The sequence below is a fragment of the Anatilimnocola aggregata genome (assembly GCF_007747655.1).
Lineage (GTDB): Bacteria > Planctomycetota > Planctomycetia > Pirellulales > Pirellulaceae > Anatilimnocola > Anatilimnocola aggregata.
The window spans coordinates 6553472-6572751 of the sequence record NZ_CP036274.1; the positions used below are offsets into that span (position 1 = coordinate 6553472).

Here is a 19280-nt window from a genome sequence, read left to right on the forward strand (position 1 = left end):
ATCAGTCGTAGCGTTCACCTTCGTAGGCAGCCGTTAGCCGACTGCGAAAGGGTTGCGATGGTGCCAGCCGAGTATGTTCTTCTTTCCCGTTGCCCGAGGCATAGCCGGCTCCCAAAGAACCGTTGCCAAACATGGCCCGCGTCGGCAGTTGCAAGTTCTCGGGAGCGGTAAGGTCTTGCTCCATCGTGGGAGTCGTGCGCAAATCGAGCGTGAGAGGCATCTCGGCATGATGCTCTTCGGCTGGTGTGACTAGCCCACTTCCTGGTGAATGTCCCATGGCGAAGAACCGGGCATGACGACGACCTTCGGCTTCGTTGGCATTCACGGGGAATGTCTCATAGTTGCGACCGCCCGGATGAGCCACATGATACGTGCAGCCACCGATCGAGCGATTGAGCCAGGTATCGATAACGTCGAACACCAGCGGGGTGTGTACACCGATGGTTGGATGCAAGCAGGATGGAGGTTGCCAGGCGCGGTAGCGGACGCCAGCCACGAATTCGCCGTTCACGCCGGTCGGATGTAGCGGTACGCGACGACCATTGCAGGCGATCACGTGCCGGGTATCAACCAGCCCACTCACCTTCACTTGCACGCGTTCGACCGATGAATCGACGTAACGGGCAGTGCCATTGCTAGAGCCTTCTTCGCCCAAGACGTGCCAGGGTTCGATTCCGGTTCGCAGTTCCAAATGCAGGCCACGTTGAGAAATGCTGCCCAACGTCGGAAAGCGGAACTCGAAGTGTGGGGCAAACCAGGCTTCCTGCAAAGGGAAGCCGGCATGCCGCAGTTCGAAGAGTACGTCCTGCAGATCTTGCTGAATAAAGTGCGGCAGCGCGAAGCGGTCATGCAGTTCGGTACCCCAGCGGACGAGGCGTGCACGATAGGGTTCGTGCCAGAAGCGGGCCAGCAATGACCGGAGGAGCAACTGTTGCACGAGGCTCATTTGCCAGTGCGGCGGCATTTCGAACGCACGCATTTCGAGCAAACCGCGACGGCCTGCCGAACTATCGGGCGAATAGAGTTTGTCGATGCAGAACTCAGCACGGTGTGTATTGCCAGTCAGGTCGGTGAGCAAATGACGGAAGATGCGATCGACCATCCACGGCTTCACGCCCTGCTGATTGCGAATCTCTTGGAAGGCGATTTCCAATTCGTACAGAGAATCGTTGCGAGCTTCATCGACTCGCGGTGCCTGGCTGGTTGGCCCTAAGAACAGACCGCTAAACAGGTACGAGAGTGACGGATGATTGTGCCAATACGAGACCAAACTGCGGAGCAAATCGGGCCGTTGCAAGATCGGACTTTCGGCCGGCGTTGGGCCACCGATGACAATGTGATTGCCACCACCCGTGCCGGTGTGCTTGCCGTCGAGCATGAACTTCTCGGCACTCAGTCGCGATTCATGCGCCAGGCGATACAGCACTTCGGTGTTCGCCGCCAGTTCTTCCCAATTGTCGGTCGGGTGAATGTTGACTTCGATTACGCCGGGGTCGGGTGTGACCGACAGACTGTCCAGGCGATAGTCGTGCGGAGGTCCGTAACCTTCCATCTGCACCGGCATGTTAAGTTCGGCAGCGGTCGCTTCCAGAGCCGAAACCAGGTCGAGGTAATCTTCCAAGATGGGTAGCGGAGGCATGAAGATGTACATCGTGCCGTCGCGCGGTTCGATGCAGAGCGCCGTGCGGACAATTCCCGAGGCGGATTGGCCAGGTTGCGGGCGAGTATCGCTGGACGTTTGAAACTTAACGAGCGTCTCGCGGCGACGATCGCCAGCATTCGGTGTATTGAAAGCGGCAAAGTCCTGTTCGTGCGAGCGCGAAGTCGAAATCGCTCCGCCCGGATAGCCCGGCATCTCCATTCCAAAGTTACGTTCCCAAACCGTTTGCGGTCGATTGGCGGAATCGTAACGCGCCATCAAGTCGCCAGCGTCGGGCGACCAGTAGCGGCCGTCGTTGGCTGCGGGCAGGGGCGGCAACTTGGCGGAAGGATCGACTTCGTCGGGCTTGAATAAATCGCCTGGTGCAACCCAGGGAATACTATCCAGCGGCAAGCGAAAGCCCATCGGCGAGTCGCCTGGGATCAGGAACATGTGTTCGCGTCGCAGGAACCAGCTGCCGCTGATCCAATACGCACCTTCGCGAGTGTGGATCCGCTGAACCGGCAAAGCGTAACCGATGATCTTTTCCAGACCATGATCGAACACCTTGGCAATTCGAGCGCGCTCCTCGGCATCGGCCAAATTGTTGGCAAGTGGATCGACATTGGTGGGCAGGCGGCGCTCGCGCCACATGTAATACCAAACGTCTTCGTAGCCAGGAATTTCTTTGCCAGGATCGAGGCCAAGCCGACGCGACAAGACTTGCGCGAAGCGTTGAGCGTCGCGATCGGTGAAGCTGTAGCTCTTGCCGTCTTCAGCTACGAGGGCTGGGTTGCGCCAGAGCGGCTGCCCGTCTTTACGCCAGAAGCAACTGAGTGCCCAGCGGGGCAACGATTCGCCGGGGTACCACTTTCCTTGACCGAAGTGAAGCATCCCTTGGGGGGCAAAATGGTCGCGCAACTTGCGGAACAAAATGCCGGCTCGTTCGCGCTTGTGCGGACCAAGGGCAGCGGTGTTCCACTCGGGAGCATCGCGCTGGTCGATGGAAACAAACGTGGGTTCGCCACCCATCGTCAGGCGGCAATCGGCGGCTCGCAGTTCGTCGTCGATCTGGGCACCAAGCGCTTCGATCGAGTTCCACTGACGGTCGGTGTAGGGCTTCGTGACGCGCGGATCTTCGTGAACCCGCGTCACCGTCATTTCAAATTCGAAATCTTCCTTCACCTTGGCATCGGCAGGATCTGTGGCGAGCTTGGTCCAGGTGTAGCTGCCTGTGATGGCCGCCGCCGAGATCGGATCGGCCGCACAAGCGAGCGGAATGTGCCCTTCGCCGGCCAGCAGACCGCTGGTTGGGTCGAGACCTACCCAGCCCGCACCGGGAATGAAGACTTCTGTCCAGGCATGCAGGTCAGTAAAGTCTGCAGTCGGCCCGCTCGGACCATCGAGTGACTTCACATCAGCTGTCAATTGAATCAGGTAGCCAGAAACAAATCGGGCGGCTAGTCCCAGGTGTCGCATCAAGTTCACTAGCAGCCAGGCGGAATCGCGGCAACTACCTGAACCAAGCGTCAGCGTTTCTTCAGCCGTCTGAATGCCGGGCTGCATGCGAATGACGTACGAAACTCGTTCTTGCACGGCCTGATTCAGTGCGACCAGATAGTCGACCGTCACCGCCTCGGGGCGGCGCATTTTTTCGACCAGTTCCGCGAGCAGCGGCGTCGCAGCGGCGATTTCAAAATAAGGAGTCAGTTCGCGGGCGAGAATCGGTTCGTAGGTAAACGGAAACTTTTGGGCATATGTATCGATAAAGAAGTCGAACGGGTTAATCGCCGTCATCTCGGCGACGAGGTCGACCTCGAAGACCGCTTCGGTCGCTGGTTCCGGAAATACGAACCGCGCCAGGTAGTTGCTGTATGGATCTTGCTGCCAATTTAGGAACTGCAGTTCAGGCTGCACCCGGAGAGAATAACTCAAGATGGGCGTGCGGCAGTGCGGTGCCGGCCGCAGCCGAACCACGTGCGGCATCAGCGTTACGGGGCGGTCGTAGCGATAAACGGTGCGATGGTGAAGTGCGACGCGGATGGCCATAGCGATTCAGTGCAATCTGGGCGAGTGGTCTGTGGATCGGAGGTATCGGCAAGGCAAAGAGATCGGCTTGGGCAAATCGTGCAGCCTCAATGCAAGCGCTGCGACCGATTCATGCGGCAGGTGCTGGAACTCTGCTCGATCCATCGAAGAGATTGTCGCGCCAGCCTCTGCGCGCAAAGCGCCCGGAGAGCAATTCCCATTCCGTAGGGCTGAAAGTAAGTCATTTCACGCTTTTGCGCTGTTCTAGTGAGCAATTCGCACTTGCGGGAACGAATTGATTCTAGTCACTGCCTGACGTTTGGGCGAATACTGCCCGTTTTCTGGGCCCCGGCGCAGCCCTACAGCAGCGGCAACCGCCAACCGCGGATCAGGGCGATGCCAAGAGCAATCAGTGCGAGACCAAGCAGGCTGAGGCAAACTCTCGCGACATTCCGGCCCCAGAGATTCGTCAACCAGCGTGTCTTGTGCAGGCCCAGAAGAAGTTCGCTGTCGGCCGCAGCACCCAAGATGAACAACAGACCGGTAACGCAAGTAATCGCGCCGACAAAAGCATCTTGCATGGTTGAGCGAAACTGAGGTTGTTAGTTGACATCGCCGGCAGACGCATGCTGCGGGACATCTAGGTGCGGCAAAAAGGTCTGCCAGGCAGCATACTTCGGATTGCGCAGCTTTTGCAGCAGCAGCGGATTGGCAGTCGGCTCGATTGGCTTGGTCATCAAGTGCATATGAGCTTCGTGCGGCGTCCGGTTTCCCTTTTTGGTGTTGCAGCCAACGCACGAGCAGACGACATTCTGCCAACTTGTTTCGCCGCCGCGACTACGGGGCATCACATGATCCAGACTTAACTGGTGTGAAGGAAATGAGCGCCCGCAATACTGGCACTTGTGGCCATCGCGGGCAAACAAGTTTCGCCGGTTAAACCGCAAAACGCTGCGGGGAGCCCGCTCGTACTGGAGCAGTCTCACTACGCGCGGACATTGCACTTCGAACTGGACGGCCCGGACCCAATCTTCGTGCGGCTGCTTTTCCTGCGAACGAAAGGCGCTGATTTCGCACCAACTCTCGAAGTCGTAATTCGTGAACTGACCATCTTCGAGATGGACGATCTCTGCGCACTCGCGATACAACAGAATGAAGGCCCGGCGAACAGATATGACGTGCACGGGCGAATAGAATCGATTCAGCACAAGAACGCTGGAACTCAACACTCGGTCTGAGTCCGCATTGATCACGCAGAGTCCCTCCGCTGGCGCTGGATTCGATCTCAATTTATTCTATCCCGCCTCGAAGCGTTCGGCCAGTCGAGAGCGCAGGATCCCGCCCTATCAGCCGCGGTACTGCCAGCTGATGCATCGAACTGTCGAGTTATTCAACTGCTGCTCGCGCAAACCAATGGGCCGACATGCGAAAAAAAATCAACACCCGCGCGTTAAATTTTTCGCAAGTGGCACGATGTCGCCAAACGACTCGCGCCAAAAGCTGGAACCTTGCGACTTTCTGGTAGAATCATCTTGTGGGTTTTCGGGAGTCGGCGTTAGGATGAAGGTCGTCGTGAGTGGGCACGTCCGGGTGCAGACTCGCAGCTGATCGAGGCTTTAAAGGGGTGGATTGTATGCGTCATTACTCGTGTGATCGGTGCAAACGGGTACTCGATCCGCAGGAGGATCTGCGGTATGTCGTGCGGCTAGAAGTCCAAGCCGTGATGGAGCCGATCAACGACAACGAACTGGCCGATGACCGCGATCATCTGTGCGAGATCGAAGAGATTCTCGAACGGTCAGATGACGAAATGAACGAAGCCATCGGCAACGATGTCTATCAAAAGAAGAGCTTCGATCTGTGCTGCGATTGCTATCGCACCTACATTCAAAATCCGCTGGGACGCGAGCCCAAGGTTTCGCTCAACTTCAGCCAGAACTAGTTCAACGCGCTTGTCAGCATAGGGCCGCAAGTATGTGGGGCCGCTATCGGCGCTGGCCTAGACTGTCACCCTTATTGTTCACCGCTGCTGTCTTGGCCGCGGTTGGATATTTTGGTCGTCAACCGGCGCAGCCGCGCAATCTCCTCGCGGCATTTTCGCAGGCGACAAGTTTCGCGCGCTCAGGGGCGTGTGAAGTTCTGGTTGTCATTGATGGCGATACACTGCTAGTGAAGCAGGCCGCCAGTGAGCGCGCGCCGGAGTTTATCGGCATTGTCCGGCTGCTTGGCATCAACACTCCTGAAACAGTCAAACGGGGCGTTGCTCCGCAACCTTACGGTGCGGAAGCAACGGCCTTCACCAAGTCAGCCGTTGCAGCGAGTGCGGTTAGCTTGCAACTCGATAAGCGTCGAGTCGACCGTTACGGGAGGTTTCTCGCGTACGTCTACACGGGGCAAAGTCTGCTTAACGAAGACCTCGTCACAGCTGGCCTCGCGCGGGTTCACACTTATCCGGGCGATTCGATGACCATCAACCGGCAACTGTTGCGAGCTCAGGACGAAGCGAAACGCGAGCGACGGGGAATGTGGCAAGAGCCTGAGACGGTTCCAATGACCGCCGATGAAGATTGAATCGCTACTTCACGCCCCCTGGCCTGCCCCGGGGGTTTAATGGCTTCCGCACTACTTGTGACTTTGCATTCGGTAGTGGATAAGCCAATGAAGCCCCGCCGCAGGGGCGGAGGCGATTCACGATCTACAGCAACCCGCCCGATTGCGGATCAACGGCTACGCCGTGGCAAAGCTTGGCAAGTCGGGCGAGAACGAGGAGCAAGGTGCCCGGATCAAGCGGCCCGTCATCGTCGTCGATGGAGTCGCCCATTTCTTCGAAATGGAAAACGTCGAACCGGGCATTGCATAGCAGCATGCGGTCGAACTTGGCTTTCTCTTCGGCGGTGAGGGCCTGGCCGCGAAACTCCTTCTTGAGTTCCGTAATCTGCTCGCGGACTTCATCACCTTCGATATAGGTAATGTCGATCCCCGACGAATCGATATGGGACAGGAGCGACATTCCTTCCAGGTTGCCGTCGTCCGAATCGGTCGCTTCGTTGATGTTCAACCCGGCCTTCAATTCCTGCAGGGCCTTTTTTACCGCTGCGGAGGAAGGGCGATTCTTCGCATCAAAAAGCACGAAGTAAGTTTCGCGCCATTGAAAGCGGGAATCTTCGAAAAGGGACATGCGAACGTCTCCCGCCGAGGCAAGTGCTGCGCGAAGTCTGACTACTCGAAATCGTGGCCCCGCTCGTGGCCGTTGTACCACGCTTCGAGCGCCTTGAGCACCCCGTCGCGCTCGATCCGCGACGCAAAAACCGATTCATCCCCTTCGAGACGAACTTCGTAGTCCCCTTCGAAAGTGCAGTCGTCGTTACCGCAAAAATGGGGAACATCTGCGATCCAGACAATGCGATAAAGCGGCACATGCTTATCGTCAATCAACGCGAAAATCGAAGACACAACCGCACTCCTCACAACCAGCCGGGAATACGCTCTCTTGTGCATTTCCACTGACGAGCGTTCATCAGCCCTGAAAAACATTAACGCCAGAATTGTACCCCAAACCGGTCGGTGCGTCGAATGGGACCGGCTGGCAAGAGATACCCCAAATATCCGCTGCTCTACGGCGATTGCGGCAGGAGTTCAATTCGTCGTAGCCAACGCTCCAACCAGTGCCAGTGCAGCAGCAGGGCAGTAAAGAGACAAGCGACAGCAGCGCCCGCCAGGGTATCGCTTAGGTAGTGAGCACTGCTGACCACCCGCTGAAACATGGCCAAGGCGGCCAACACCAAAAACCACCAGGTGCCACGCGGATAAAGGATGCTCAATGCCAGGGCCAGCCCCACTGCGGTGGCAGAGTGCCCCGAGGGAAATGACTGCAGCCCGCGATTCCACTCGCCGGGCAAATCCGAGCGCCAAATCAGCGGCAGCCAGCCCACGAAGGAATCGCGAAAGCCCTCCGGACGAAATTCGGTATTCGGCCGCCACCGGGCGACAAAGATTTTGCAGCAGTCTGAAAAAATTCCGCTACCTAGGCCACCCAGTAGAAGTCGCGGGGCCACGCGCCAGCCACGTACGTCGAGCACTCCCGCCGTGATAATAATCATCACCACACTCAGGCCATAACCAAATACCTCGCCGAGCATAATCAACCGCAACAGATCCCCCTTGATTGGTTTCTGGTCATGCCGAATCCAATTTGCCAGCGGCACATCGACGAAGAACGCGACGAACATTAGCACCACGAGCACTGCGCTCGCTACCAGACAGCCCATGCTGGTGATGTGCCAGGGAGCCAGTTCGTCGTTTGCGGGGAGGTGCGCAACCGCTTCGGCAGAGCGCGGAGCAGGTTGCTGTGGCGAAGGTGTGCGAACAAGCCCGCGAGGTTTCTTCTGAGCTTTTCGGCGATGCTTCTTCATGGTTCCTTCCAGAATGACTCATCCGTGCGCTGAATTCCCCTGAATCCAGGCGTTCTCATTCGTCAAGAAAAGAGCGCGGGCGTCTGTCGCAGTGACAAACGCCCGCTCAATATAGCGAAAGATTCAATTCTGCTGACCAGCGATTTCGCCGGTTAGCCGATCTCGATTCGTTACTTGTTCTCGCTGAGCGACTTCACCGCTTGCGTGGCAGGCTTCTTCTTCGCAGCCTCTTCCGCGCGGAAAGTAGCTTCGCGTGAAGCCCGCACGCCAAACTCAAGCTGACCGGCGGTGAAGTAAGGCTCGAGCGTGCCGTCGAGATGCTTTTTGCCAATCTTATTGGCGAGTTCATTCCAGGGCAGATCGCTGCTCAGGTGCCAGGCAGCTGCTTGAGCCGACTTCTGATCGATTTCACCCTTCGCCAGCATTTTTACAAGCTCAATCACTTCGCCCTTGTTGGTGAACGACTCGATGGGGCGCAGGTCGTAAGGAATTCGCGGGTTTGGATCGTCTTTGCCATGCTCCAGACAAACGGCTACGACCTTCAACTTGCCGACCTTTTCGGGGCCAACGTTGAACAGGCCACCACCACCACCACCGAATCCACCGCCGCCCATACCACCCATCATGCCGCCGCCCATGCCACCCATCATGCCGCCGCCCATGGCTTGGTTTTGCTGATTGTTATTGCCGCCTCCACCGCCCAGGCCGCCACCCATGCCACCCAATTGGGCCAACACAGGCACGCCCACGAAGGCTTCTGGCAATTTGATGGTGAGAGGCTTCTTGGTCTTGTTCTTGATCGTCACCGTGCCAGTGGTCGAGTCTTTGGGAATCAACCGAACTTCGATATCGCCCTTCGCAGCTGCGGCGAACATCTCGACCATTTCGGCCGGCGGTGCTGCATTCGGCGTGGCAGTTTTGACAGGAGTGGGTTCCGCCGCTGGGGTGGACGTAGCGAACGCAACCAAACCAAGGGCCAGAAAATAACCGAGTAGCGACCAGCACTTCATCGTAAGCCTCACCCTTCTAATGTTTTCTGTTCTGAGCTATTCCGGCACTTAGCTCTTACCACAGGACCGAATGGTCGCAGCGCATGGCACTGCCAAAGTGGTCAAAGATTGTCGTTCCGGACTCAGAGCGCCCCTGCAACCGCCGCGATCCTTTGAAAAGTTGTTCCTGCGCGGCCAGCTGGTTGTCTCCCAGAATAATCGAGGCGTCGCCAGAAAACAAACTGAAAAGCCTGGGAAAAAAGGCCCCGGACGGCAATGGGCGAAAATGGTCCCGTGAATTCGGCCCATCGGCAGCCGGAATTACCCACAAAACCGTTAGCCACGCATTGATTGCTGCAACCAGCACCATACTGCAGCTTTTTCGCAACGCCGCAGGTTGCTTTTTCGCTTCATGTTGCCAAATTGAGTGGTAGGCTTGCAGGGTCCCTTACTCTGTTCGCACACAGCCATGCCTACGATTTTCGCCAGTTCGAAATCCGCCTTGTTGCTCGCCGTGTTAACGGTCGCAACTGCGGGTGGCTGCGCGATTCCAGCGATTGATCCCACCGGCGAAGGAATCTTCTCAGGGACCACGACGTTCGCCCGCCTGCGCGATTGCCCCTTGATCGCCCGCCACCATCAACCGCAGCAACCGCCGGTTCCCATCGGCCCACCGGTCATGGGGCCAATTGTGGGACCTGCACCCTGTGGACCGCCACCGGTAATCGCCATCCCCGTCAGTTGCACACCGCCTGCCCCACCGCCGCTGGTTGCCATTCCACTGGCGCCTGCCGTTCCCCTAACACCTGCGGTTTGCGCAGTACCACCGCCGAGTCCGCCGCCGTTGCAGGTTGTGCAGTGCGCCTCGCCTGCTCAAGCGCCCGTCGATGACTGCGAAAATGGACCGACACTAAAAATCACCCCCAATCGCCTGGTGGCAGCCGTCGGCAGTGAGGTTGTCCTCGCCGCCGGCATTTGCGGCAAAGATGGCTACTACGTCATGCGGCAGCCTTTGGAATGGATGCTCGCGCAGGATGGTGCCGGCCAAATTGTGGCCATTGGCCAAGAGAGCCCGCTGAAGGCTTCCTACTTCTTGCGTCATTCGCCCCAAAAAATCTCGCCGCAATACGCGCTCGCTCATACCTCGACCATTTCTCAAAACATCGACCGAGGTACCAAAGACCCCAGTGACGACATTGCCCTCAAGCGTGGGCAAAGCTGGATTAGTGTAACTTCGCCCAAAGAGGGCGCATCGTACGTGACCGTATGGTCACCCAAAGAACACAACTTTGATCGCCGCCGCGCCAATGCGACCATCTACTGGGTCGACGCGGTCTGGACGTTTCCTCCTTGCTCCGTCGCCCCCATTGGTGCTCGCAATGGTCAGCGATTGACGACGGTCGTTCGTCGCTCCGGTGGCGCGCCCGTCACAGGTTGGACTGTCCGCTACGAAGTGCTCGAAGGGCCCGATGCGGCGTTTGGTGCCGGCAAGGCCCGCGCTGTCGAAGTGAAAACGGATATCCAAGGTGTGGCCATCGCCGATTTATTTTCGCTCACCGGTTCGCAGGGCATTACGACAGTCCGAGTGCAGATCATTCGCCCCACCGGTGGCGACGTGCCGGAAATGATCGTCGGCCAAGGGCTGACGAGTGTGAACTGGACGGCCCCAGGCCTGAGCGTTTCGGCCAGTGGTCCCACAACAGTTCCCGGCGATGGCTTGCTTAGTTATCAAGTCGAAGTGATGAACACGGGCGATCAACTGTCGCGCGATGTGGTCCTGAAGTTCACGCCGCCAACAAACGTGACAGTCCTGAATAGTGCTCCCTCGGCCGAGGTTTTTGGCAATCGGCTCGAATGGCGACTGGGAGATCTGCAGGCCCGCTCGCGTGCCGTCGTAAAAGTGAATTGCCGCGCTAGTGTCGATGGCGACCTGCGGTCAACCTTCATGGCAGTCACCAGCGATGGACAATTGAAGGCTGAAGGGGTCGCGGCGACGCGCGTTTTCCGTCAGGCGTTAGCCGTGCGAATGAGCGGACCCGATTCGGTCGAAGTGGGCAAGCGAGCTACCTTTCAAATCGAAATCACCAACACGGGCAGCGAAGTGCTGCGGAATGTCACGCTGACCGATCGCTTCCCCGCCGAACTTGTACATGCCGACGGTCAGCAGAGCCCGATTGTGAAAACGATTGGCGATCTGCAGCCGGGACAAAAGATCAACTCGCCGGCGGTCACGTTCATCGTCACCCGTCCCGGTCAGCATTCGCATCGGCTGGACGTAACTGCCGACGGACAGCAATCGGCCACGGCCCGCAGTGTGGTCACTGGCATTCAAACGCAAGTGATGCCAGCCAAGCTCCAGCTTCGCTTTTCTCAGCCCCAGCAAGTGCGGGCGGGTGAAACCGCAGAAGTGGTGGCCGAAGTAACCAACCTTGGCGGCTCGGTGGCTCGCAACGCCAAGTTGAGTGTCGCCTATGGCGTGAACTTCACACCTGACCGAGCAACGCCCGGCCATCAATTCGACGAAGCTCGCCGTACGCTCTATTGGAACATCGACCAACTGGCCGCGGGTGCGTCGCTGAGCAAGCAAATCAACCTGAAGGCCTTGAATACAGACGAGCGGGCCTTTTTGCAGATCACACTGCAGCCGGAACAAGGAGAGCCCGAAACGCGGCAGATCAATATTCCGATTGTGGCCGGCGCTCGTGCCGCTCCCGCCCCCGTACCGCTCCAACGGAATCCGCCCACACCTGCTCCAGGACCGGCTCCCACGCCGCGCCCCGAAATTCCTCGTCAGCCGCCGCGCGAAGCAGTTCTGCCGGGTGGCAACCTGGAAGTGACGCTCAGCCAGACTGCCAACCCAATTCCCCAGGGAAAGACGACGACCTACATCGTGCGAATTAAAAACGACGGTAGCGGTGCCGACGAAGACCTGTCGATAACCCTGTTCCTGCCCGCGGGACTCAGCTTTAAGAAAGTTGTGGCCACCGAACAAACCGCGTTCAGGGTGCAAAGTTGGAATGCGGATAAGAGTCAGGTCGATTTTACACCGGTCGCTTTGGTGCGAGCACGCGAGGACATGCCGCCACTACAAATCGAAGTTGAAGGGTCAAAGCCAGGCATGTTCAAGTTCCAAGTCGAAGTGCGCAGCAAGCGGAATCCGAAGCCGATCGTCCGCGAGCGCGAAACCACGGTGAACATGCCAGCTGGTGCCCGCTGAACAAGCATCGCACTATGGCCAGAAAGGAAGCACATGTCGCCGGCCAGTGATTTGGATATTCCCCCGCCAATTAGTTCGCTCAGCGGTTTGACAGCGCTCGTTACGGGCGGTGGCACAGGCATTGGCCGCGCGATTTGCCAGCAATTGGCTGCCGCCGGCGCGAAGGTCATCGTTCACTACCATCGCAGCCACTTGGAAGCAGAAGCGACGTTGCAAGCGATTCGCTCCGTCGGTGGCGACACCTACTTGGAACAAGCTGATCTCTCGAATCCCGCTGCTGCTGCCGCGCTCGTCGATCTCGCGGTCACACACACGGGCGGGCTCGATCTGCTGATTAATAACGCGGGGTCCGTCGTCGAGCGCGCGAAGCTCGAAGAATGCTCGCTGGAACTTTGGCAGCAGGTGATGAACGTCAATCTGACCTCCGCCTTTGTCGTCACGCAGCGGGCGATTCCTCATCTGCGTAAAACTGGTCGCGGGGCAATCGTCAATCTGTTGTCGCTCTCGGTGCAAACCGGCGGAGCTAACGGCGCGGGCCCTTATGCTGCTGCCAAAGGTGGACTGCAAGTCTTCACTCGCACCTTGGCGCGCGAGCTAGCGCCGCAAGTTCGCACGAACGCGGTCATGCCGGGAGTGATCGAGACTCGCCATCATGAACAATTCACCACGCACGAACGGATGGAACAATATCGTCGCGAAACGCCCCTGGGTCGCAACGGCACCGCCGATGAAGTGGCTTCAGTCGTTTCGTTTCTCGTCAGCGATGCCGCCCGCTTTGTCAACGGCGCGCTGATCGATATCAGCGGCGGCCGCTTCCTGCGGTAGTCAACAACCTTTCCTGCGCTCACGCTTCGGGCTATTGAATATGCAAATTGTCGTCACTGCCGTTGGTCCAGATAACGTTCGCCTCGCCGATCCGATCATTCATTATCTGACCGGGCAAGGGGCGAACATTGCCGAGATTCAGATGTACGATCACGACGAAGAAGCACTCTTCGCCATGATGGTACGGGTTCATCTTCCCAGTGCGCAACTGGGCGAAGTTCGTTCGGCGCTGAGCCAGATCGGCCAGGCAACCAAACTCAGCGTGCGCGTCTGGTCGCCGGAAGAACGAGCCGCCCGACCACGGTTGGCCATTTGTGCCACCTACCGCACCGAACCTCCGCTGGCGATCCTGCGCGCGATTCGCGATGGCGTGCTCAAGGCCGATGCTGCCGTGATGATCGGGAACCGACCGAACTGCCGCGGCATTGCCGAGCAGTTCGATGTGCCATGGGAAAGCATTGGCGAGAACGATGGCAAGGCGAACGACGACCGAATGATCGACATTCTCGATCGCTACAACGTCGACTACGTAATTCTTGCCCGTTACATGCGAATTCTTCCGGCCGGCAGTTGCTGGAAGTATGCCGGCGGCCGAATCATCAACTTGCATCACGGACTGCTACCAAGTTTCCCCGGCTTGCGACCCTATCACGATGCCTATGCCGGCCGCATGCTGACCTACGGCGCAACTTGCCACTTCATTGTGCCCGAACTCGACGCCGGCAATCAGACCATTCATCAATCGACGTTCACCGTGCCCCCCGGCATGAAGCTGGACGAAATCATTCGGATTGGACAAGAAGACAACGAGCCGCGCTGCCTGGTCGAAGGAGTGCGCCGCGTCGTCGATCGTGAAGTGCAACTGCACTTTCATCGCGTGATTGCGTTGCCAAAATAGTTTGGCATTTCTAGACCGTCGCGAGTTAGGGACAGCTACTTCTCAAGTTTAGAGGCAGCCAGTTTTTCGAGCGGAGGCCGATTCAAGTGGGCTCCGCTGGCCTGCTGATAAGCATGAGCGAGTGCGAGAAGTTTGGACTCGCCAAAGAGTGCGCCCGTGAAGGTGATTGTCCCAGGCTGGCCACTCACGCTGTTGGGACGTTCGCCGTCGGGAATGACCACCGTGGGATGGCCGGTGAAGTTGGTGAGCACCAGGTCGTCGCCACCGATATAGGCGTCGATGCCGTCCATAACTTCTGCCATCTCTTGCATCACTAGCGTGCGAATGCGGCAGGCGCGCAAGTACTCGACGGCGGGGACGAACTGCCCCTGGCGGAACGTCGTTCCCCATCTGCCGATGCCATCGCGAATGCCGGCGCGGGTCAGGTCATCGAAGGCGGCAGCCGCTTCGGTGTTAAGGATCAGAGTCAGAGGCCCGACGGGATACTTTTGCGGCAGTTTGATGGGAACGAGCTTAACACCCAGTTTCCTCACCATGTCGATCGCCCGCATTTCTTCTGGCGGTCGCTCTCCTTCAAAATAGCCGACTTTAAGCGAAGTGATTTCATCCTGCAGTGGCCAGGCAAAGGAACGATCGACCGCCGAAATGTCGTGGGGATCGCTGCCGTGAATCGCGCCGAAAATGAGAGCGCAGTCCTCCAGCGAACGAGCGATTGGACCGATCTTGTCCATGCTCCACGAGAGGGTCATGCAGCCGAACCGACTGACACGCCCGAAGGTTGGCCGCAACCCCGACGCACTGCAGCGACGGCAGGGAGAAACGATGCTTCCCAGCGTTTCGCTGCCGAGAGCAAAGCCCACCAATCCGGCTACGACCGCAGATGTGGAACCGGCAGATGAGCCACTCGAGCCTTCTTCCGGATTCCACGGATTGCGAGTCATGCCGCCGAACCACTCGTCACCCAGCGCCAGTGAGCCGACCGTCAGCTTGGCGACGAGGACCGCACCTGCTTCCTCCAATCGGCGGACAACCGTTGCCTGCACTGCGAGCGACTGGTCTTGATAGTGCCCCGCGCCCCAGGTTGTCTTGTAGCCCGGCACGGCGATGATGTCCTTCGCACCCCACGGAATTCCATGCAATGGCCCTTGATATTTGCCAGCTGCAATTTCCTCATCCGCGCGCTTTGCCTGCTTGAGTGCTAACTCCTCGGTGAGTGTCACCACGCACTTCAGCAGCGGATCGTACTTCTTCAGCCGAGCCAGATAGAGCTGTGTCAGTTCGGTGGACGAGACCTGCTTCGCTTTCAGCAGTGCGGCTAGTTTAGTCACCGGCAGAAAAGCCAGGTCTTCTTCAGAAAGTGGCTTCTCAACGGCTTCTTTGCCGGTCAGGGGCTGAACAGCCTGGCGATCGATTTGTGCTGTTGTTTCTGGCGGCGGAGCGGCAAAGAAAGTGAGCGCGGGAGGAACGCTGTTTTTCAGATCGACTTGGCGCAATAACTCGAACTTTCGCTGATCCCGCTGCACAGCGTCTGCCACCGCCTGGCGATCTTCCTCCGCAAGCTTAATGCCGGCGATCCACTCGGATTGCTGGATGAGCTCCGGTGTCACTCTTCCCGCCTGCTCCGCTTGGACAGCAAGTGCACGCTGAAAGGCGATGGTTCCTACTCCAACGCCAGCCAAGGCAGCCAGGATGTGGCGGCGGGAAACTGGCCCACTAGCGGCCGAAGCTTCGAAAGAGACATCGTCGGAACTTGGCATCGTCGCAATCTCACCGTAAAAAGGCTCAAAGCTGGCGGCACACCAGGCGCAGCCTAACAAATATCCAAGCCAGCCGGAAACCACTTTCATTGAGAGATTGCGTTAAGATACTTTCGTCGCGCCTTACATCAGCGGAATCGCGCTTGCTAACGCGCGGTTTCATTCTTCGTCGGAAGTTTTTATGCAACGCTGCTCTGCCCTGGTCCTCGTCTGCACCTTCGCTCCCTGCTACTTCGCAGTTCAGCCAATCCGAGCTGAGGAAAAAGCTCCTTCGAAAGCAGCGGAACTGGTTGCGACCAAGCGGGTGCTAATCATCGCTCATCGCGGCGCAAGTGCGCATGCTCCCGAGAACACGATCCCCGCGTTCGAGGCCGCGCTAAAGACAAAGTGCGATCTAATCGAACTGGACTATTACCACTCGAAGGATAGCGTGCCCGTCGTCTTTCACGATAAAGTCCTCGATCGCACGAGCAACTCCGTCGCGAAACTCGGCATAGCCAAGATTGGAATTGGCGACTTAACGGCGAAGGAACTGCAGACGCTGGAGGCGGGCCAGTGGTTCAAGCCGCCCTTTCCAGGTGCGAAGATTCCCACACTGGTCGAAGCGCTCGACGTCATTCAAAACGGCGGCAAGACACTTATCGAACGAAAAGGGGGCGATGCGGCGACGGTGGTGAAACTGCTCGACGAAAAACAACTGCGCGGCAATGTAGTCGTGCAGGCCTTCGATTGGAAGTATATCGCCGAGTGTCACAAGCTGGCCCCCGATCTGGTGCTGGGCTGTTTGGGTAGTGAGGAACTTTCTGCGAAGCGAATCGCCGCCGCCAAAGCGGCCGGTGCCACTGCCATCGGTTGGCGTCATGGAGATTTGAACGAAGCAGGAATCGCCTCAGTCCATGCCGCCGGTCTGAAGTGCTGGGCTTACACGGTGAACGATCGTCGCCGCGCGAAGTACCTGATTGAGGCAGGCATCGATGGCCTCATCACCGATGACCCGGCCAACATGCAGGGACTACTCGAGTTGCTGGCCAAAGAAAAAGCGGCGAACAAGTAAGGCGGAATCCTCTCATGGGCGACATCAAGCATCCAGCGCTCCTGTATCTCAAAGGTGGCCTGTTCGTAGCGCTCGGATTGCTCACCGTAACGGCAATTTTGGTGCTCCATCCCAGCTTGCAGTTAGCGGCACTGCTGGCGATTGCGATTTGGTCGTTTTGCCGCGCGTATTACTTTGCCTTTTATGTGATTCAGCATTACATCGATCCGAAGTTTCGTTATGCGGGACTGTGGGACTTTGCCCGGTATGCGCTGAAGAAACGCGATTCCCAATAGTCAGTTGCGGCGTGCCTTCGAGTCCCCGCAAGCCATCTACTGGTTTTCTAGTTGACAACCTACTGGTTATGCCGTAGATTGCCCCTCGTCCTACTTTTCCGATCTGCTGTTCAGCAACTGAGGGAACCATGCGAGCGCACGTTTTAGCCTGCTGGTGCGCGGTCATCAGCGCGATTATTTCTTCGCATGTTGCATCGGCAGCAGAAAAAGTTGACTACGACCTTCTCCCTTGGGCCTTTCGCCCACTTGCCCGGCCTGTAGTTCCCGCAGTCAAAGATGAAAGTTGGCCGCGCGCAGAACTCGATCGCTTCATTCTCGCCGGGCTCGAGAAGCAAGGCATTCAGCCCAATGCCGATGCCGATCGCCGCACGCTGTTGCGCCGAGCTTCGTTCGATCTGACTGGTCTGCCACCAACGCAGCAGGAAATCGCCGAGTTTGTCGATGATCCAGCCAGTGATGACGTGGCCTTTGCCAAGGCCGTCGATCGATATCTCCGTTCACAGCACTTCGGCGAACGCTGGGGCCGGCATTGGCTCGATATTGCCCGCTATGGCGACAGCACCGGGCGGGCCTGGAATGCCCCGTTTACGTATGCCTGGCGCTATCGCGATTGGGTGATCGATGCCTTTAATGACGATCTCCCTTACGACCGCTTTCTCACCGAGCAGTTGGCTGGAGACTTGTTGCCCGCGAAGTCGGCGGCGCAGGCTCGTTCGCAATTGATTGCCACGGGCTTTCTCGCGATTGGGTCGCACGATCTGCAGAATCTGAGTTACGAGCAGTTCAAGTTCGACGTGATCGATGACCAAATCGATGCCACGACGCGGGCCATTCTGGGTCTTTCGGTCAGTTGTGCTCGCTGCCACGATCACAAGTACGACCCGATCAAGATGCACGACTACTACGCACTGGCGGGCGTGTTTCGCAGCCTGCAGTTGCGACCGGGCGTTACCCATCAGCGCGAGAATGGTAGCGAGGGCTATCTACACCCCAGTCGACTAGTACCGCTGCCCGGCGTTGATGAATCCATTGCTTCGCGCCCGTCGATGATTTCGCTGCCGCCGGGCGTGCATTCGATGACCGACTATCAAGACGAATGGCGAACCGGGCTGCGCGATATTCGATTCACCACTGCGCCGAATGTGGCAATGGGTGTGATCGCCGGTGAACCGCGCGATTGTGAGATTCTGCTCCGCGGCGAGCCCTATGATCTGGGTGAAGTGGTCGCACGTGGCGACTGGCGAATCACCGGACTACCACCTGGGCCGCGCGTAAGCGCAAACTCTGGCGGCCGCTTGGAACTGGCGCGCTGGCTCACCTCGAACGAACAGCCCTTAACTTCGCGGGTCATGGCGAATCGTGTTTGGCAACATTTGTTTGGCGTGGGGATCGTTCGCACGGTCGATGACTTTGGAATTAATGCCGAAGATCCCACGAACCCCGAACTCCTCGACCACTTGGCCTGGCAGTTTCGCAGCGACGGTTGGTCCCTGAAGAAGCTGATTCGCACTATCGTGCTCAGCCGGGCCTATCGCTTGAGCAGTGCGAGCCAAACGATTGGGCAGGAGAAAGATGGTGCCAATGCCCTCATCTGGCGTATGAATCTGCGCCGGCTGGAGATCGAACCGCTGCGAGATTCGCTGCTGGAAGTAGCGGGACGATTGGATTTGGACCGGCCCCCAGGAATTCAAATCGCGGGCGTCGGTGGCAAGAGTCCGCAGTCGCAGGTGCGTAGTCTGCTGCCGTTCAGTTCGTCGTATCGCACGGTGTACTTGCCCGTCGTGCGAGCCAAGATCTCCGATGAGTTTGCGACATTCGATTTTCCCGATCCCTGCTTGCTCCAAGGCCAGCGCGAAGTGACAACCGTCGCGCCGCAGGCTTTGTTCTTCTTAAACAGCAGCTTTGTCGTCGATTGCTCGCAGGACGCGGCCGATCGTATGCTTGGTGCCGTGACCACAGATGCGGCCAGAGTCGATTGGATTTATCGCCGGCTCTTCGCGCGGCCAGCGACTGCTGAAGAAGTAAGAGCTTCAATCAAGTTAGTTACTGAATTGGAACCAGGTGCAAGCGTGAGAGATGCCGAGCTCTATCGCTGGAGCACGCTGGTTCAAGCGTTATTCGCAAGCGCCGAGTTTCGTTACCTGAAGTAACCCTCGCCCGACCAATTGAATTATCTGCGAGAGAAA

General features: G+C 58.0%; 17 protein-coding genes. 8 read left to right on the forward strand and 9 right to left on the reverse strand.

Annotated elements, in window-relative coordinates; translation table 11 throughout:
* Position 1 precedes the first annotated feature (1 nt).
* From ETAA8_RS24610 to ETAA8_RS24620, 3 genes are all read right to left on the reverse strand, one after another.
* A complete protein-coding gene (locus tag ETAA8_RS24610; RefSeq protein WP_145094801.1) occupies positions 2–3688 on the reverse strand; it encodes a transglutaminase family protein in 3687 nt (1228 codons plus the stop codon).
* Positions 3689–4026: 338 nt separating this feature from the next.
* Entirely contained in the window at positions 4027–4248 is a 222-nt protein-coding gene (locus ETAA8_RS24615; RefSeq protein WP_145094804.1) for a hypothetical protein, read from the reverse strand.
* A gap of 21 nt (positions 4249–4269) precedes the next feature.
* Entirely contained in the window at positions 4270–4851 is a 582-nt protein-coding gene (locus tag ETAA8_RS24620; RefSeq protein ID WP_238397559.1) for an HNH endonuclease, read from the reverse strand.
* 449 nt (positions 4852–5300) lie between these two features.
* On the opposite strand from ETAA8_RS24620, the gene ETAA8_RS24625 reads away from it, so the two are divergent.
* Positions 5301–5609, forward strand: coding sequence for a hypothetical protein (locus ETAA8_RS24625; protein ID WP_145094807.1), 309 nt, complete (start codon positions 5301–5303; stop codon positions 5607–5609).
* 92 nt (positions 5610–5701) lie between these two features.
* On the forward strand, positions 5702–6238 hold the full coding sequence (locus tag ETAA8_RS24630) for a thermonuclease family protein (RefSeq protein ID WP_202921249.1): 537 nt from the start codon (positions 5702–5704) through the stop codon (positions 6236–6238).
* Positions 6239–6362: 124 nt separating this feature from the next.
* Here ETAA8_RS24630 and ETAA8_RS24635 read toward each other — a convergent pair whose 3' ends face one another.
* The 5 genes from ETAA8_RS24635 to ETAA8_RS24655 all read right to left on the reverse strand — a co-directional run bounded on the left by ETAA8_RS24635 (position 6363) and on the right by ETAA8_RS24655 (position 9438).
* Positions 6363–6845: a hypothetical protein gene (locus tag ETAA8_RS24635; RefSeq protein ID WP_145094812.1), complete on the reverse strand. Its 483-nt coding sequence runs from the start codon at positions 6843–6845 to the stop codon at positions 6363–6365.
* Positions 6846–6886: 41 nt separating this feature from the next.
* Positions 6887–7120, reverse strand: coding sequence for a hypothetical protein (locus ETAA8_RS24640; RefSeq protein WP_202921250.1), 234 nt, complete (start codon positions 7118–7120; stop codon positions 6887–6889).
* A gap of 161 nt (positions 7121–7281) precedes the next feature.
* A complete protein-coding gene (locus ETAA8_RS24645; protein WP_145094818.1) occupies positions 7282–8079 on the reverse strand; it encodes a phosphatase PAP2 family protein in 798 nt (265 codons plus the stop codon).
* A 170-nt stretch (positions 8080–8249) separates the two neighbouring features.
* Complete coding sequence (locus ETAA8_RS34915) at positions 8250–9089, reverse strand: hypothetical protein (protein WP_202921251.1); 840 nt, start codon at positions 9087–9089, stop codon at positions 8250–8252.
* Positions 9090–9144: 55 nt separating this feature from the next.
* Positions 9145–9438, reverse strand: a complete 294-nt coding sequence (locus ETAA8_RS24655; RefSeq protein ID WP_145094824.1) for a hypothetical protein — start codon at positions 9436–9438, stop codon at positions 9145–9147.
* A 99-nt stretch (positions 9439–9537) separates the two neighbouring features.
* On the opposite strand from ETAA8_RS24655, the gene ETAA8_RS24660 reads away from it, so the two are divergent.
* The 3 genes from ETAA8_RS24660 to ETAA8_RS24670 are packed head-to-tail and all read left to right on the forward strand — an operon-like array spanning position 9538 to position 14008.
* Positions 9538–12285 (forward strand): COG1361 family protein, encoded by a 2748-nt coding sequence (locus ETAA8_RS24660; protein ID WP_145094827.1) that lies wholly within the window; start codon positions 9538–9540, stop codon positions 12283–12285.
* Positions 12286–12318: 33 nt separating this feature from the next.
* Positions 12319–13110 (forward strand): SDR family NAD(P)-dependent oxidoreductase, encoded by a 792-nt coding sequence (locus ETAA8_RS24665; RefSeq protein ID WP_145094830.1) that lies wholly within the window; start codon positions 12319–12321, stop codon positions 13108–13110.
* A 40-nt stretch (positions 13111–13150) separates the two neighbouring features.
* The gene (locus ETAA8_RS24670; RefSeq protein WP_145094833.1) at positions 13151–14008 is read left to right on the forward strand and encodes a formyltetrahydrofolate deformylase; all 858 of its coding nucleotides are present in this window, start codon (positions 13151–13153) and stop codon (positions 14006–14008) included.
* 35 nt (positions 14009–14043) lie between these two features.
* Here ETAA8_RS24670 and ETAA8_RS24675 read toward each other — a convergent pair whose 3' ends face one another.
* Positions 14044–15765, reverse strand: coding sequence for an amidase (locus ETAA8_RS24675; RefSeq protein WP_145094835.1), 1722 nt, complete (start codon positions 15763–15765; stop codon positions 14044–14046).
* Between the two features lie 181 nt (positions 15766–15946).
* Here ETAA8_RS24675 and ETAA8_RS24680 point away from each other — a divergent pair, with 181 nt between their 5' ends.
* The 3 genes from ETAA8_RS24680 to ETAA8_RS24690 all read left to right on the forward strand — a co-directional run bounded on the left by ETAA8_RS24680 (position 15947) and on the right by ETAA8_RS24690 (position 19244).
* Positions 15947–16819: a glycerophosphodiester phosphodiesterase gene (locus tag ETAA8_RS24680; RefSeq protein ID WP_145094838.1), complete on the forward strand. Its 873-nt coding sequence runs from the start codon at positions 15947–15949 to the stop codon at positions 16817–16819.
* Between the two features lie 14 nt (positions 16820–16833).
* Positions 16834–17094 (forward strand): hypothetical protein, encoded by a 261-nt coding sequence (locus ETAA8_RS24685; RefSeq protein ID WP_145094840.1) that lies wholly within the window; start codon positions 16834–16836, stop codon positions 17092–17094.
* 128 nt (positions 17095–17222) lie between these two features.
* Entirely contained in the window at positions 17223–19244 is a 2022-nt protein-coding gene (locus tag ETAA8_RS24690) for a DUF1549 and DUF1553 domain-containing protein (protein ID WP_145094844.1), read from the forward strand.
* Positions 19245–19280: the final 36 nt, after the last annotated feature.